Genomic DNA, 15,027 nt, shown 5'->3' with positions numbered 1-15,027 from the left:
AATGGAGGGTTTTACGAAACGATTAACACAAAAGGAGTGTGATGTATTACGAATCCTTTGCTTATCCAAGAACAATATTGTAAAACGAGAAGATATTTTAATCGCCATCTGGGGCGAAAATGATTATTTCCATGGCAGAAGCCTTGACGTGTTCATAGCCAAGCTGAGGAAGTATCTGAAAGAAGACGAATCTGTTTCTATTGAGAATGTGCCTAAGGTTGGCTTTGTATTAAATGGATAAGTCAACGGAGTAATATTGTTTCTCAATCGGACATGCATAATGAAATACAGACATATAAGCTAGAGCATCCTAATGGTGATTCCATTGATTTTATTCTAAAGTCAACGGCTGATATCTTTGATCAGATGCAGGGTAAACCTGAAATGCTGGATCAACCACACCGCCATGATTATTATACAATTATTCTGGTTGAAGAAGAGCTTGGAGGTATACACAAAATCGATTTTAAGGAATATCCCTTAAATGGAGCAGCAATTCATTTTGTGTATCCGGGTCAGGTACACCAGTTTTTGACCGACCAACGCCCTAATGGGTACGTTCTTAATTTCAGTAAAACTTTTCTAATGCAAAATGGTATTAGCGAAGAACTTGTTGATCGCACATATTTATTCACCACCTTTGGCGATTCACCTCCAATGCCTGTTAGTCCTGAGCAACTGGAAACCTTTAAAGGGATCATTAATCAGATGCAGTTCTACCAGCAAGGGCATAACTATTTTCGATATGATGCTTTAGGAGCTTTACTGAAACTTTTTATCATCAATGTTTCGGGAGCCTGCAATTTATCAAAACACACTTCCGAACATGAAACAGGTAGCAATCGTTTAATGTACGGCTTTAAAGGGTTAATTGAGAAGCATTATCAACAGGCGCATAAAGTGCAGTTTTATGCCGAGCAGCTATCGGTCTCAAGCGAGTACCTTAACCGGTATATAAAAGGTAAAACGGGTAAGTCGGCCAAAGAATTTATTCAGGATAAAGTTATGATTGAGGCCAAACGTTTACTGCTCTTCACCGATTTATCAGGTAAGGAGCTGGCCTACGAAATAGGATTTGAGGAACCATCGCATTTTACTTCCTTCTTTAAAAAGCATAGTGGGCAATCACCAATTGCATTTCGTCAATCTGTGCGAAAGACATAATTATTTCGTCCTTTCAGATAAAAAGACATGAATGTCTGATTTTTATAATTATTAAGCTGTTTTTTGTAACAAGCAGCGTCCAAAATCACTGTAAGTTTGCATTGTACAAAAATCTAAAGTAATGCAAATACAAGTGATTAAAGCCGAAAGCAGAGGAAAAGCAGATTATGGGTGGTTGAAGGCTAACTATTCATTTAGCTTTGCCAATTACTACAATCCCGAACATATACATTTTGGTGTGTTGCGCGTTTTAAACGATGATGTTATCGCACCATCGGGGGGATTTGACACCCATCCGCATGATAACATGGAAATCATTACGATTCCTCTATCAGGCCGTCTGGCACATAAGGACAGCATGGGACATACTTCTTATATCGAAAGTGGTGAAATACAGGTGATGAGTGCCGGCAAAGGAATCTTCCACAGTGAATTTAATGGTAGTGATGAGGAAGAACTCAACCTGTTTCAGATCTGGCTATTCCCAAATCAACGACAGGTGGAACCAAGGTATCAACAAATTTCTTTGAGCTCCTTGCACAAAGAGAACGAATTATACCAGGTTCTAAGCCCAAATGAAAACGATGATGGTGTATGGATTTATCAGGATGCATGGTTTCATATGGGACAGTTAGAAGCCGGTTGGACAGGCAACTACCAGGTTAAAAAAGAAGGCAATGGAATCTATTTAATGGTGATTGATGGGGAAGTTAAACTTGATAAATACACTTTAAATAGAAGGGATGCGGTTGCGATAACTCAAGCTTCTGAAATAAAATTAGAAGTGCAATCAGATACACGTGTTCTGATTATGGATATTCCAATGAATAATTAATTAACAACAATAAATTTGATACTTATGAAAGCAAGAATTTTTATTTTAGGATTGGTGATGGCCATTATTAGTGTCAATACTTTTGCACAGGAATTTAAAGCCAACGTTGATGCAACATCAATTAAATGGACAGGTACTAAGGTAGTTGGTTCATCTCACTATGGGTATGTTAAACTGAAGGAGGGAAATCTGAGCCTGACGAAAGGCAATATTCAGGATGGTAAATTTGTAATTGACATGTCCAGTATGACCAATACTGATATTGAAAATGAAGATTACAATAAAAAACTCATCGGACATTTACATTCAGATGATTTCTTTAGTGTTACACAGTTTCCAACTGCCACACTTGAAATTCTAAAGGCCGAAAAATTCAAAGGTGATAAAGCCTCTGTCAATGGACAATTGACGATTAAAGGACAAACTAAACCGATTGAATTTACTGTAGAAAAGAAGGAAAACTCATACATTGCTTCTATTGCCGTTGATCGAACAATATATGGTATTCGCTACGGATCAGGTTCATTCTTTGATAACTTAGGAGATAAAGCAATTGATAACGAATTTACGATGGATGTAAAATTAATTGTTGAGTGATACAATTAAAAGGTATTAAGCGATATGAGCTAAAACATATCGCTTAATACCTTTTAAGAATCATAATGAAGATTCTTCATCAAAATCATTATTGTCTACAGCAATAATTACCAGACCGGTCAGGGCTGCTAAGCCAACAACTTCACCCACTCCTGTTGATTTTGATACATAGAATTGATTGGCTTTTTCAGGTAAGCGTGTATCAAGAGTTTGGTAGATTGAAGTCACCCAAAAGTTACTGTCAATAAACTTCCAGTCATCTTTCGTATTGGCTTTATAACTTACGTAACTTCGAAAAAGTAAGGGTGAGTTTTCTTTTGAAAAGTCGTATGCTTTAACATCATAACTTTGACCATTTGCCGCTTTCAAGGTTCTTCTTTCTTCTTTTGAACCCATATTGGTATTTAAAAACCCTGAGCAGACTGTTACATTATCAAGCTTTAATAACGATTGTGGCGGGATAAATCCACTGCGATCATTATTCATTATCGAGCCAACAGAGCTTCCATCAGTATAAGTATTGTTGTGAAACTCAGTGGAAATTTCCGAGTACTCGGCACTAAATACAGCTGTTTCTGGATTAATGGGAAATGTCTCGCCATTGATAATTAAAGATGATCGGTTCCAATCAATATAAATAGGTTGCTCCAGTTTGTTGTAAATGCTTAAATGCAACGGACAGTTAGGGCCATTAAAGGCATAATGCAGTTGAATTGTATCATTCTCATAAATAAAACCATCGGAAAAAGGTTGTTCCAGGTTACTGTTTAGGGTAGCAAATTGGTAGCTTGAACAGGAAGAAAAGAGATAAACAGAGAATACAAAAATCAGGTTGAGGTATAGGTTTTTCATGATAAGAATTTTTAAGGTTATAAAATAATATCACGATTGAAACAAAAACTATGCCCGAATGTGGAGAAATCCTATTAAAATTATATAGATAAGAATTACTTGCTCAAGTGATTTTTATTCAGGTGTGTTAGCTTTGATTGAGGCTATTGAAATAACAGTCAGGAAAACTAAGCAGACATAAGCGATATAACTGTATGAACCAAGTTGAGTTTTAGAAGAACTAAACAAAAAAGGACCCAAAGCACTAGCCATCACAATTATTGACATGGCTTTTCCTGAAATAGCCCCAAGGTTTGTTCGTCCAAAAAAACGAGGCCAGGTAATAGCATTAATCACCGCAAATAGACCACCAGTAATGCCTAATCCAATAATGATAAGATAAATGCCATATTGGTTCGATATAAAAACCAATCCAATACTTGCCAGTATTGCACCTCCGATCATCACGTATAAAATTACTTTCAGTTTTATCCAGTCACTGATGAAGTTAGCTATTAAAGAGATAAGTACTGATACAAATGTTATTGGCAGAAAAATACTGATAGCCTCAGTTCGGTTTAATCCGGCCTCACTAAATAATGATACCACATGAAAAGTTAATCCGGTAATAAAGAAAGCATGGAAAGCCAATATGAGAGTATACATCCAGAAACTTCTGGTTTGCACGGCCTGCGACAACGTATAAGCTTTTTCATCCAATACTTTCGATTTAGTAGTGCTTAGCTTCTTAATACCATCTGGCTGAAGTCCAAATTGTTCAGGATTGTCTTTAAAGAATAACAAAACCATTACCAGAACAAGTATCAATCCCAATGCCATCACCTGCCAGGCTCCCTGCCATCCAAATCTCTGAATCAAGGAATCAATGAAAAGGGGAGATGCTGAGAAGCCTAATGAAACACTAACACTGCTGAAAGCATTAATACGGCCTCGTCGTTGATCGAACCACTTCATGATCATATTTCGCGATGCCATTGTCAGAACTCCTTGTCCGCTAAAGCGCATCAGAAAAAATAGTAAAATCATTGTAAAGAATGGTACTGACCAATGAATGAAACCAGTAAGACTTTGAATCGATTGAGTGATATGTTCTGAAACGGAGCAAAGAAATAAGGTAAACGCAAGTAATAATATTGACAAAGCAGCTGTTGATGTTACACCATACTTGTCGTATAACTTACCAGCCCGTGTTAAAACAAATGAGCTGGTGAGCGTTCCAATCATATAAGCCAGGCTAAATTGATTACGTGTTAGATTTAAAGCTTCTTTAACCGGGTCGGTAAATGTTGAAACACCAGCTGTCTGACCAGGAATACTGGCCCAAATTCCAATTGTCCCTACAATTGATATAATATAACCATAGAAAAATGGGAAACTGGCTGGCTGTATAAACTCCTGTAGCTTTTTCATTATCGCAAAGGTATAAATTAACATGAGGCTTTGGTGGTTGAGCTGCAACAAGTATATTCGGGAAAACAATTGTTATGCGTCGAAAAGAAAGAGAAATAACTGATCAGGAGATCATCCAGAAGATTTTATCGCAATCAAGCATATGCCGTTTAGCATTCAATGATGAACCTTATCCATATATTGTACCCATGAATTATGGTTATCATGATGATGCACTATACTTCCACTGTGCTCTTGAAGGTCGAAAACTCGAATTAATTAAAAAGAACAGCAGACTAGCATTTGAAATCGAGTATGAAAGTGAAGTAATAAAAGGAAAAGAGGCATGCCAATACACGACAAGATATCGATCGGTTATTGGCACTGGTGATATGGAAATAATTCAGGATGATGAGCAGAAACGTTTTGGACTGGATGTATTGATGAGACAACATGGCAAGTCAGACAACTCGTATATACCGGCTGCACTTAAAAGAACCTTGGTATTGAAACTGACTATAAATTCGTTATCTGCGAAACAAGCTGGTGATTGGGAATAAAAAATGTTCGGTGAATCCTGATTGGGTATACAGATTCACCGAACATTTAAGCGTCTCACATTACTAGGCATCAGCCCAATGTGTTCTCGAAATTTTGATTACTGTAGGATGTACCAATCGTTGATAATCTTTGTAGGTCATCTGAATCAGTTCAGCGTGATTACATGCATTAAAGGCAATGGTTTTATCCTCTGTGAGTTTTTCAGCAACAAAAACTTCCATGTTATACAAGTTGCCAAAAGGTGGCTGAGCACCGACTTCACAATCAATAAACGCATCTTTAAACTCTGATTCAGTTGCTAAACGTACGTCTTTAGCAGCAGTTGCTCTTTGTAATTCTTTCAGATCAACCTGAAAAGACGCCGGAAGTACGACCATACAAAGTTTACCATCAATTTTAACCATAACCGTTTTGGCAATTTCATTGCCTGAAATATGCGAATATGCAGCTGTTTTTTGTGCTGTATATGCTCTGGAATGCACAATCCGTTTATAATTGATGTGCTCCAGATTTAAAAATTTTTCAAGACGTGTAAGTGGCATAACCTTTCCTCCAATTAAATATTTAATAATGTGTTTCAGACTAAAGCAAACAAAAGTTACTGCCAAATTGAGTTGCTGTAAAGAGTTTTCAGCTGAAAAAAATGAGCTTTGTGCTTATGTACTGATTCTCAGAATATATTTTTGTTTTCGATTATTTATGCCAATTTTGTGCGTCATTATAAAGAGGGAGTATGGAAAAAGGACAAGAGCTAACGACAGAAGAACTTCATTTCTTAGGGATAAAAGTGGTTTATAAAGACATGATAGATAAGGGATTTAAAGTCCTGAATGTTCGAAAAGAACCTGATGTAAATCCACAGATACTCGCTACAAAAGATGAAAAAAGATACTTTGTTGTGGTGCGTACAGCCACTTATCCGGATATGGGTTTATTATTGCCTCACATCGCAGCCGAAGTAATGAAGCATGGGAATAAGCATAATGCTATTTGTTATTTTGCTAGTGTTGGTATAGCAAATGCTAACGGCCAGACAGATGAAGAAATGGCCAGACCGGTGAAAGATGGTGAATACTATATTAATTATAAAGGATTAGAATTGTTCCCAAGCTATTAGTGAAGATGCTGAATAATATAAAAGAGTTTTACAGAAAAAACAGATTATTGATTATTGCTGGCCTGGCATTTTTAATGCTGATGCAAATTTGTGGACGCGGAGGCCGGATTGACAGATCTAATTTTGATGCATCAAGACCTTCTCAACCCAACGAACTTATCGAGGATGACACACAAGTGAAACCTCTCAATGAACTTTATTACGAAGAGCAGCAAAAAAGAGAAGGTAAAAATCCAGAGATGATTTCCTTGTATATTTTAATGGGTTTGGTGCTTTTTGTTTATGTTGCTACTAAAAGAGGGTGGTTGCAGCGCCTGACACCATCGATTGTATGGGTCGGTGTTAGTATAAAGCGTAATAAGACAAGCAAAGAACGAATTGCAACAATTTCTATCCGAAATCATACGAAGGAGAGTTTAACATTTTCGCCACCTGTATTGGCCTTTAGTGCACCATTTAAAAAAGCACGACGATTCAGAATCAAAGGGGGAAACGATAATATTTTCCCATTGACACTAATGCCAGGTACCACGCATAATATTTCCATTAATGTTGATGCGTTTAAGCAAAAGGCCGCAATTGGTTCTGGCAGCAGTTGGATAAAGGTTGAGGTAAATGCAGGTATTAAAAGTTATCGATCAATTTGGAAATATTTATTTTAAGCAACTATTATAGCGATGGGTTGTTTATAGCAATACAAGTAAATTAACAGAAATGAAAAAGGGATTCTGGGCCGAACAATGGTATAAATATCGACGGAAGAAAACGATTCTTGGGATCATTTTTGACTTTCTGTTCACATTATTAGTAGTTGCAATGATCTTCCCTGCATCCCGAAAGGTGGTTTCTTCAACCATCATTCGTTACAGTATGTTTACGCCGCGCGAAAGTAAAGATGTTAATTACTTAAGTGAGCAGGACTATCAATGGCATATTGAGGATCTGGATGGAAACATGCTTGAACTTTCATCATTAAAAGGCAAAGTTATTTTTATAAACTTCTGGGCTACCTGGTGTCCGCCATGCCTGGCCGAAATGCCATCTATTCAGCGACTTTATGATGAATTTAAGGATGATATAGCTTTTGTCATGGTAAGTCAGGAGTCGAAAGGTATTTTACGCGAATTTGTAGAAAAGAAAGAATATAGCTTTCCTGTATATGTTCTTCGAAGTCGCCAACCAAATGTATTTGCTTCCCGAAGTATCCCGGCTTCCTTTCTTATTTCTCCCGAAGGGCAAATCGTCATGAAAAAGCAAGGGGCTGCGCGTTGGGATGGGAGCAGGGTAAAAGAATTAATCAATGGTATGTTATAAGCCAGCTTTGTTAAAACAGAATTTCTAAAGGATTACCATATTTGACAAGCCTGCAGACAAATAAAACGTTTGTTCAGCTCTTTCTGCTATACCAGCAAATTTCCAGAATATTACATTCCTCATTATGCGAGTTTATCTCGAATATTCTACTTTACAGCTGACTTAAGTTATCCATTTCGAAGTAGAGCCTGTTTATTATTTTTATCTTTGATCCGCATTAAATATCAATTAAATAACGACAATGAAATTCAAACGCATATTATTAAAACTGAGTGGTGAGTCCTTAATGGGTGATCAGGGCTATGGCATCGATCCTGAGCGTTTAAATGATTATGCCGAACAAATTAAAGAAGCTTCGGAAATGGGTGTTCAAATAGGTATTGTCATTGGTGGTGGTAATATCTTTCGAGGCCTGAGTGGTGCTTCAAAAGGGTTTGACCGTTATAAAGGCGATCAAATGGGTATGTTGGCGACTGTAATTAATGGATTAGCCCTTCAATCAGCATTACAGTCGATGAATGTAAAAACGCGTGTTTTGACTGCTATCAGAATGAATCCGGTGGGCGAGTACTATGATAAGCCTAAAGCCATAGAGGCTCTTGAGAATGGGGAAGTAGTTATTATGGCTGCAGGTACAGGAAATCCATATTTTACTACTGATACAGGCTCTTCATTACGTGGTATAGAAATTGAGGCCGATGTGATGTTAAAAGGCACACGTGTGGATGGTATTTATACAGCTGATCCGGAGAAGGATCCTAATGCAACTAAATTCGATGAAATAAGCTTTGATGAGATTTACAATCGGGGCCTAAAGATCATGGATCTGACTGCAACAACCATGTGTAAGGAGAATAAACTTGATATAGTTGTATTTGATATGGATACAAAAGGCAACCTGATTAAGGTGCTTAAAGGGGAGAATATCGGGACTCTTGTTAAGAATTAATATCAGGTATTTATAAAATAGAAAAGGGAGCAATTTGCTCCCTTTTATTTTATATATAGACTAGTAAACTTTATCCGTAGGTTAGAATTCCCACATATCGTGTTCTTTCTCGAAAATACTTTGTTTGATTCGCTCTGACTCCATCATAGCTTCCATACCAGCAGTGTAATCCTCGATGCGACGGTTGTTATACACGTTTGCTTCTTTGTAGATATAACTACCAAAATAACGCTTAATAAATATATCATCGAAAGTACGTCTTTGAGCATCGTTTCGAGGGTTAAATACTTCATGACGGGCTAGTAAACCACGTGCTTCCGGGAAGTAAATCCAAAAAGTTTGCGACTTTCTTATTTCTCCCTCGCCATTATTGCTGGCAACATATTCTCTAATTGGACATAAACCAATAATGCGAACATCCATGCGTGAATATTTACGGTCGAAGAACCAGATTTCCTTCAACATGACCTGCTTAATCTCTGTTGAACGAACATCACCTTCAATTACTTTATCCACGTATAAACCAGTTTCTACATCACGCACTTGCTGTGTATCAGAAACTGCCCCCATTTCGCGCATTACCTGATCCAATGAGAGTGCTACCTGAAATTCATCTTCGGTCTTAGTAGAATAAGCCGTTAGTCCTTCAAATTTGATACCATACATTAATAGATCGATTAAACTATATCGATCATCCATCTGTGTAGTTGGATAATACATTGGTAAGTTAATCTTCTCACGCAAGTCAATTACTCGCCAGATTTTTTTTGCCCATAGAACATCTGCCTCACGTACATGAGCGTAAGGAATTGGCTTACGATTTGGTACATGGTCTTTAGTGTATAACTCGGTGTTCACTTCTTGTGCATGAGTCACATCTACTGAACAAAAACCAACCATTACAATCAGGATAAAGAATAATCTTTTCATTGCTTTTTATTTAATTTCCTAGTCAACAGTTATTACTATCGGAGATAACTTTTTGTTTCTATTATCTGGTCCAATAGCCTTAATTTCTTCAATTGTCACTTTTGCTCCCCTAGAAACTCCTTTCAATAAATCTTTCTGTGCTTCTGTAACTCGGTTACTATTAGAAAGTTCTGATTGGTAGAATCCATTTTTGATGGTAGCAATGCTAAATTGAGTTACTTTATATTCAAGTTCAAAATCAAAGTCGGGTCCCATCTCAGCAAAAACACCGCTTTGGCTGATTAAAAGGTTTTTTCTGACCTTTCCATCTCTTTTGCCTGCAAAAGTGGCATATGGTAGTGGCAAAGGTTTAATTCTAAATTCCTGGCTTCCAAGGCGTCTTGTTTTACCATTTATTTCAGCCGAAACACTTACTACAGCCTTTCCCCCGGCAAAGCCAGGCCTAGGCTTCACCCAATAAACATCACCTCGTTTGCGATAAGTACAATTACCAAATGATACTTTCAGTTGACTGCCTGATATACCAGGTACTGATATCTCAACAGGATTTTCAAGTGCTTCATAGAACACATTCATCTTTGTTGGTGAAATCACAACATTTGGTTGAATTACTTCATAGTTTCTTGTAACAGGATATGTACGGGGTTGCCCATCAGGACCTTTCATACTGATGACACCTTTCCAGCTTTTTTCACCCAATGAGTTAGCTGGAATTGTTAATATGCCTCGTCCATTCTCTTGTCTTTCTACAGTATAATTGTCAATATTATATTCCGGCAATTGGAGCGTATCTGTTGCAGCTAATAATAATTCAGCCCGATACTCACCTCCTCTAATAACAATTTCTGAACGAGGTATAACGATTGGTTCTACTTTGTTAAATTTAAATGAACCTTCGTCGATTCTATTAAGCATGTAGTTGGTAACATCAGCCTGAGCATTTCTAATATTGCTTTGAATACTACTTAAAAGAGCAAATGAAGCCGATAATGGTAAATGTTCAAACTTTTGACTTTCCCATGATTGTTGCACCTGACCTTTTTTTGATGGTGGCTTAGGCTCGGTTGACAAACTCTTTGTAATATTCTTAATTAGCACTGTATCTTCCTCGTCAATATAACTAAGGAGGGTTTCTTTATACTCGCCAATTTTTGCTTTCAATTCCTCACTTCGAGCACCTTGCTGTTCAGTAATCATTATTTGAGCAGCTACATCCTGGTTGTCTGCTCCTTTGTAATTATCTATGGTTCCCTCTGAATCAACAGTACGAACCATTATCATTTTTAAAGTGTCAATATGATTATATAAAGAATCTGCTTCATTATATATTATATTAACATTATCGCGAATTGGCTTTACTTTCTGAGGATTGGCCAACTCTGCTTTTTCAAATTGACTAACTAATTGGTTGTTTTTGACATTTGTAGCATTAATACTCTCTTGTATACTTTCATCTACCAGTTGAAATGCTTGAAGTAATTCTCCTGACACATTCAATGCAAGCATTGCTGTCAGAAAAAGATACATCATACCGATCATCTTCTGCCTGGGGGTTTCGGGACAATTTCCGCCACTCATAATGTTGTACTTTTTAGCAGTTTATAATGATCTCTGATTATTTACTTCCCATATTCATAGCACTTAGCATATTGCCATAAATGGAGTTCAACTCAGATACAGATTGACTTAATTGGGCTACTTGCTCACGATAAACCTTTGCATCATTTGCTGATTGCTGGAATTGATTAGTTATCTCTGATAAACCTTGTGTTAATGCTTGTGAGGCTTGTACCTGACTATTTACACCTTGTAGTTGCAACTCATAAGCTGAATTAATAGCTGCCAAGTTTTTGGCCACATCGCCAAGCTTTTCACCATAAGTTTGATTGTTGGCAGAAAGTATTTCGAAGTGTTCTTTAATTTGATTACCCGATGATGCGTAAACGTCTGCCAAGGCCTGACTACTTTGAGCCATAGAAGCCTGTTGATTGGCAAATTGTCCAACTGCATCACCTGCAGATCTCATATTTTGTATATATGCATCCGTTGCTACTGTTGCATTACTTAAATCAGATAATTGCGACGAAGTTGTTGATAGTTTTTTAATTCCATCTGTTAATTTTTCGATATCACTATTATCCAAATTACCACTTTGAACAAGTGCAGCTAATTCACTGCCACCTCCTTTTGCGCCATGATCTTTTGGTTCTAGTCCATGTAACTCTGGATAGACTAGACCCCAATCAGGCATTTCATGCGGTTTTTCAAAAGCTGACAAAGCAAATATAATTGCTTCGGTACCTAAACCTGCAATGAGCATTATAGATGCATAAGGTAAGTGAAGAATCTTCCAAAGTGCTCCTAAAATTACTACAGCAGCACCAAGACCATATACTTTACCCATTACTCTTTTATAGCCAGGGCTCTCAACAAATTCCGAAATACTCATAATGACCTAATTTTTTCAATTAACCGTCCTAAAAATTGATTAAGTTTAGTCACCAATGTAATCTCTTACACATCGGAAACCGATAAATGATTTAGAAGAATCCTGGTACTCATATGTGCGTGTTCCATTTTGCAAAAAGTATCCAACATCCTTCCAGGATCCACCTCTCAACACTTTTCTCTTCATCACATGCGGATCATCAGGTAAGGCATTGTATTTATAAGTTGGGTTGAAATCATGGGTAAAAGTGTATGCAGATTCATCATAGGCACTTGAAGTCCATTCTGCAACATTACCTGACATATCAAACAATCCATAGTCGTTTGGTGCGTATGAACCTACGGACACTGAAGTCATACCGCCATCATCACCATATCTACCACGTAAAGGCTTGAAGTTTGCAAGGAAACATCCTTTATCATTGCGGGTATACATTCCACCCCAAGGATACATAGCATGTTCCAAACCTCCACGTGCGGCATATTCCCATTCTGCTTCAGTTGGTAATCTGTAATTGTTTACTGGCGGTTCACCTTTACTAGTTAAATAGTTGTTTAACAGTTGAGTTCTCCAAATACAGAAAGCAGTAGCTTGTTTCCAGGTAACACCAACGACAGGATACTCATCAAAACCTGGGTGCCAAAAGTATTTTTCTGCCCAAGGCTCATTGAATGAGTATGTGAAATCAGCAATCCAACATAAGGTATCAGGATAAACATTAACAGCATCTTTCATGATGAAAGCAGAACGATCATTGATTTCACGTTCTTCACCGTTTTGGTCATAAACAACACCTTCGTATTGCTTTGTTTCAAAGTTATATCTGTTACTTCTTTTAGCTGCCTGAAGAAGGTCTACCCATTCATATTCGTAGGTAAGCTTGCGTGTGTCGATTTCTTTTCTCCTGAAGAATCTTTCGTTTTCAGCCAAAAACATTTCATCCAGAATTTCAGCATATTCTTCATTGTCCCACTCAATTTCTTCTTCCCAATTCAGGAATGGTGGGTCAATTTCGTTTCCAAGATAGTCTTCACTAATTAAGAACTCTTCGAACTGCTCACCTAACAATCGACGAGCAATTGAATCTCTTACCCAATATACGAACTGACGATACTCACTGTTAGTAATTTCTGTTTCATCCATCCAAAATGAACGGACAGAAACTGTTTTTGATTGTGAGGTCATTGTATTGGCAACGTCCATATCATTTGGTCCCATATTGAAACTTCCCTGTGGAATAAATAACATTCCGAAAGGATCTGGTTCATAGAATGAGGCCCGGCGTGCGACGCCTGTTAATTCCCCACCACTGGATTGTCCGCATCCAGTTAAGATGGTGATAAAAACGACACTGATGGCAAGTACTTTCTTCATAATAGCCTTAATATCTGAATTACTCTTATATAATCTAATTACTTATTTATAAATATCTTACGCTCTTGTATTGTTTCTTTCTTTTTTCTAAGCTCAAATCAAAACTGTATCCTAACATAAGTTCATGTGAGCCGTTTTTTGCTCCGCTAAGTTTTGAAATGCTTATATCATAACTATATCCAATGCGTAAACCATTATTTAATTCGACACCACCAAGTAATACAATAGCGTCTTGCATTCGATACGTTAAACCTCCCCAATACTTATCCTTCAATATGCCGTTAATGTTCCAATCAATTTGATAACTCGACATATTTGATTTTAGAAATATAGATGGAATTAATACGATCGGTCTTTTTTTCATCTGCATGCGGTAACCAGCAGAGATAAAAACAGTACGGTCAAGGTAAGAAGTGTATGTATCCTTAAATTTAGGTTTTGGTTGATTAATGTGAGCTACTGAAATCCCCAGGTAATAATCCTTGTGTTCCAGAAAAGCTCCAATGCCAGCATCAAAAGCCATGCCTTCGTCATCAGGGAATGTTTCTTGTGAGTGATAATCACTTCCCATTAAATCTTCACCAGGCATTGTTTCTAAAATACTTCCTTCGATGCCCTGGTTTATCAGTCCCAAAGAAAGTCCTACTCCTAATTTACCGTAATCTGTTTCCCATCTTCTTGTATATATGCCAGACATATACAATGTTGTAAATGCTCCGATATTATCATTCATTATGGATAAACCGATTCCGCTATTCCATCCCAATAAATTTATTTCTGTATCAACACCAAATACCGTTGTGCTTGGTGCCATGGAGGAGCCCCCTTCCGGAGTAAATCCACCCATCCATTGTTGTCTGTTACCGAGTGTTACATTTACCATTTCACTTGTTCCAGCATATCCTGGGTTGACAGTCAGGTGATTAAACATGTTCTGACTGAACTGTGGATACTGCTGCCCCTTTGCAACAGAAGCAACGCAAAATAACAGAAAAATTACTATTCTCCTAGCCATGCCATAAAAAAGCTGGTATTAACATTACGAACCTTCGTTCTTTAATTATTATTGACCTTAAATAACTCAGTTAAGGCCTTTTATTTACCAGCTGACAAAATGCTGGGGATATATACTCTAATTCTATTATAAAGGTTTCATTTTTCAATTGCATTAATTACAAAAAGCTACTTTTGAGCTGATTTACAATCTTTTTTTTGAATAAAGCGAAACCATTTTTCAGGTATTTCATTCGCTGAGGCAATATTAAAATCAGCTTGTGAACATGCAATTACTTCAACTGTCCCATTGTCAACAGGTATCTCAACCCACCATCTGTTGTTTTCAGGATTGTTATAAAACTTGATCTCCAGCTCGTAATCCTCTAAAAAAACAAAAAACTGACGGTATGTATCCAATTCTTTTACTGGATAATCATTATAACGTCAAGCTATGCCTTCTAGTATGTGCCAGATTGCCTGTGCTTCAAGATAAATGCCTT

At 37.2% G+C, this 15,027-nt stretch carries 18 protein-coding genes; 9 read left to right on the top strand and 9 right to left on the bottom strand.

The features are described from left to right. From AC4MRQ_RS20155 to AC4MRQ_RS20140, 4 genes are all read left to right on the top strand, one after another. Positions 1 to 241, top strand: a 241-nt coding sequence (locus AC4MRQ_RS20155; protein ID WP_491199518.1) for a winged helix-turn-helix domain-containing protein, incomplete at its 5' end; no start/stop codon positions are given. 32 nt (positions 242 to 273) lie between these two features. Continuing rightward, complete coding sequence (locus AC4MRQ_RS20150) at positions 274 to 1,164, top strand: AraC family transcriptional regulator (RefSeq protein ID WP_491199517.1); 891 nt, start codon at positions 274 to 276, stop codon at positions 1,162 to 1,164. 121 nt (positions 1,165 to 1,285) lie between these two features. After that, a complete protein-coding gene (locus tag AC4MRQ_RS20145) occupies positions 1,286 to 1,999 on the top strand; it encodes a pirin family protein (RefSeq protein WP_491199516.1) in 714 nt (237 codons plus the stop codon). Positions 2,000 to 2,023: 24 nt separating this feature from the next. Next, on the top strand, positions 2,024 to 2,596 hold the full coding sequence (locus AC4MRQ_RS20140; protein ID WP_491199515.1) for a YceI family protein: 573 nt from the start codon (positions 2,024 to 2,026) through the stop codon (positions 2,594 to 2,596). Positions 2,597 to 2,656: 60 nt separating this feature from the next. Here the strand turns inward: AC4MRQ_RS20140 and AC4MRQ_RS20135 are convergent, their stop codons facing one another. Next, on the bottom strand, positions 2,657 to 3,448 hold the full coding sequence (locus AC4MRQ_RS20135; protein WP_491199514.1) for a hypothetical protein: 792 nt from the start codon (positions 3,446 to 3,448) through the stop codon (positions 2,657 to 2,659). A gap of 114 nt (positions 3,449 to 3,562) precedes the next feature. Continuing rightward, positions 3,563 to 4,858: an MFS transporter gene (locus AC4MRQ_RS20130; RefSeq protein WP_491199513.1), complete on the bottom strand. Its 1,296-nt coding sequence runs from the start codon at positions 4,856 to 4,858 to the stop codon at positions 3,563 to 3,565. Positions 4,859 to 4,932: 74 nt separating this feature from the next. Between AC4MRQ_RS20130 and AC4MRQ_RS20125 the strand changes: the two genes are divergently transcribed. Further along, a complete protein-coding gene (locus AC4MRQ_RS20125; protein WP_491199512.1) occupies positions 4,933 to 5,397 on the top strand; it encodes a pyridoxamine 5'-phosphate oxidase family protein in 465 nt (154 codons plus the stop codon). Between the two features lie 63 nt (positions 5,398 to 5,460). Here the strand turns inward: AC4MRQ_RS20125 and AC4MRQ_RS20120 are convergent, their stop codons facing one another. Then, positions 5,461 to 6,006 (bottom strand): aminoacyl-tRNA deacylase, encoded by a 546-nt coding sequence (locus AC4MRQ_RS20120; protein ID WP_491199511.1) that lies wholly within the window; start codon positions 6,004 to 6,006, stop codon positions 5,461 to 5,463. Positions 6,007 to 6,131: 125 nt separating this feature from the next. Here AC4MRQ_RS20120 and AC4MRQ_RS20115 point away from each other — a divergent pair, with 125 nt between their 5' ends. The 4 genes from AC4MRQ_RS20115 (at position 6,132) to pyrH (ending at position 8,778) form a co-directional block, all read left to right on the top strand. Then, positions 6,132 to 6,515, top strand: a complete 384-nt coding sequence (locus AC4MRQ_RS20115; RefSeq protein ID WP_491199510.1) for a DUF8840 domain-containing protein — start codon at positions 6,132 to 6,134, stop codon at positions 6,513 to 6,515. 5 nt (positions 6,516 to 6,520) lie between these two features. Then, entirely contained in the window at positions 6,521 to 7,177 is a 657-nt protein-coding gene (locus AC4MRQ_RS20110; RefSeq protein WP_491199509.1) for a hypothetical protein, read from the top strand. Between the two features lie 52 nt (positions 7,178 to 7,229). After that, positions 7,230 to 7,829 carry a TlpA family protein disulfide reductase gene (locus AC4MRQ_RS20105; RefSeq protein ID WP_491199508.1) on the top strand — a complete coding sequence of 200 codons (600 nt, stop codon included), beginning with the start codon at positions 7,230 to 7,232 and terminating at the stop codon, positions 7,827 to 7,829. A 241-nt stretch (positions 7,830 to 8,070) separates the two neighbouring features. Beyond that, on the top strand, positions 8,071 to 8,778 hold the full coding sequence (gene pyrH, locus AC4MRQ_RS20100) for a UMP kinase (protein WP_491199507.1): 708 nt from the start codon (positions 8,071 to 8,073) through the stop codon (positions 8,776 to 8,778). 81 nt (positions 8,779 to 8,859) lie between these two features. On the opposite strand, the gene porN is transcribed toward pyrH, so the two are convergent. The 6 genes from porN to AC4MRQ_RS20070 all read right to left on the bottom strand — a co-directional run bounded on the left by porN (position 8,860) and on the right by AC4MRQ_RS20070 (position 14,944). Continuing rightward, a complete protein-coding gene (gene porN, locus AC4MRQ_RS20095) occupies positions 8,860 to 9,708 on the bottom strand; it encodes a type IX secretion system ring subunit PorN/GldN (protein ID WP_491199506.1) in 849 nt (282 codons plus the stop codon). A gap of 18 nt (positions 9,709 to 9,726) precedes the next feature. Continuing rightward, positions 9,727 to 11,286 (bottom strand): type IX secretion system motor protein PorM/GldM, encoded by a 1,560-nt coding sequence (gene porM / locus AC4MRQ_RS20090; RefSeq protein ID WP_491199505.1) that lies wholly within the window; start codon positions 11,284 to 11,286, stop codon positions 9,727 to 9,729. A gap of 37 nt (positions 11,287 to 11,323) precedes the next feature. Next, positions 11,324 to 12,157, bottom strand: a complete 834-nt coding sequence (gene porL, locus AC4MRQ_RS20085) for a type IX secretion system motor protein PorL/GldL (protein WP_491199504.1) — start codon at positions 12,155 to 12,157, stop codon at positions 11,324 to 11,326. Positions 12,158 to 12,202: 45 nt separating this feature from the next. After that, a complete protein-coding gene (porK, locus tag AC4MRQ_RS20080; protein WP_491199503.1) occupies positions 12,203 to 13,531 on the bottom strand; it encodes a T9SS ring complex lipoprotein PorK/GldK in 1,329 nt (442 codons plus the stop codon). Positions 13,532 to 13,577: 46 nt separating this feature from the next. Next, on the bottom strand, positions 13,578 to 14,546 hold the full coding sequence (locus tag AC4MRQ_RS20075; protein WP_491199502.1) for a PorP/SprF family type IX secretion system membrane protein: 969 nt from the start codon (positions 14,544 to 14,546) through the stop codon (positions 13,578 to 13,580). A gap of 167 nt (positions 14,547 to 14,713) precedes the next feature. Next, positions 14,714 to 14,944 (bottom strand): hypothetical protein, encoded by a 231-nt coding sequence (locus AC4MRQ_RS20070; RefSeq protein ID WP_491199501.1) that lies wholly within the window; start codon positions 14,942 to 14,944, stop codon positions 14,714 to 14,716. Between the last annotated feature and the right edge of the window lie 83 nt (positions 14,945 to 15,027).

The organism is Carboxylicivirga sp., from assembly GCF_982718395.1.
This window is presented reverse-complemented; position numbering and strand designations above follow the sequence as displayed.

Bases quoted from the DNA above. Each gene is read 5' to 3' on its own strand.
- AC4MRQ_RS20075 (WP_491199502.1), bottom strand. From the start codon at position 14,546: ATGGCTAGGAGAATAGTAATTTTTCTGTTATTTTGCGTTGCTTCTGTT.
- AC4MRQ_RS20150 (WP_491199517.1), top strand. From the start codon at position 274: ATGCATAATGAAATACAGACATATAAGCTAGAGCATCCTAATGGTGAT.
- AC4MRQ_RS20140 (WP_491199515.1), top strand. From the start codon at position 2,024: ATGAAAGCAAGAATTTTTATTTTAGGATTGGTGATGGCCATTATTAGT.
- AC4MRQ_RS20130 (WP_491199513.1), bottom strand. From the start codon at position 4,858: ATGAAAAAGCTACAGGAGTTTATACAGCCAGCCAGTTTCCCATTTTTC.
- porM (WP_491199505.1), bottom strand. From the start codon at position 11,286: ATGAGTGGCGGAAATTGTCCCGAAACCCCCAGGCAGAAGATGATCGGT.
- AC4MRQ_RS20125 (WP_491199512.1), top strand. From the start codon at position 4,933: ATGCGTCGAAAAGAAAGAGAAATAACTGATCAGGAGATCATCCAGAAG.
- pyrH (WP_491199507.1), top strand. From the start codon at position 8,071: ATGAAATTCAAACGCATATTATTAAAACTGAGTGGTGAGTCCTTAATG.
- AC4MRQ_RS20145 (WP_491199516.1), top strand. From the start codon at position 1,286: ATGCAAATACAAGTGATTAAAGCCGAAAGCAGAGGAAAAGCAGATTAT.
- AC4MRQ_RS20105 (WP_491199508.1), top strand. From the start codon at position 7,230: ATGAAAAAGGGATTCTGGGCCGAACAATGGTATAAATATCGACGGAAG.
- AC4MRQ_RS20115 (WP_491199510.1), top strand. From the start codon at position 6,132: ATGGAAAAAGGACAAGAGCTAACGACAGAAGAACTTCATTTCTTAGGG.
- AC4MRQ_RS20110 (WP_491199509.1), top strand. From the start codon at position 6,521: ATGCTGAATAATATAAAAGAGTTTTACAGAAAAAACAGATTATTGATT.
- porL (WP_491199504.1), bottom strand. From the start codon at position 12,157: ATGAGTATTTCGGAATTTGTTGAGAGCCCTGGCTATAAAAGAGTAATG.
- AC4MRQ_RS20135 (WP_491199514.1), bottom strand. From the start codon at position 3,448: ATGAAAAACCTATACCTCAACCTGATTTTTGTATTCTCTGTTTATCTC.
- porN (WP_491199506.1), bottom strand. From the start codon at position 9,708: ATGAAAAGATTATTCTTTATCCTGATTGTAATGGTTGGTTTTTGTTCA.
- porK (WP_491199503.1), bottom strand. From the start codon at position 13,531: ATGAAGAAAGTACTTGCCATCAGTGTCGTTTTTATCACCATCTTAACT.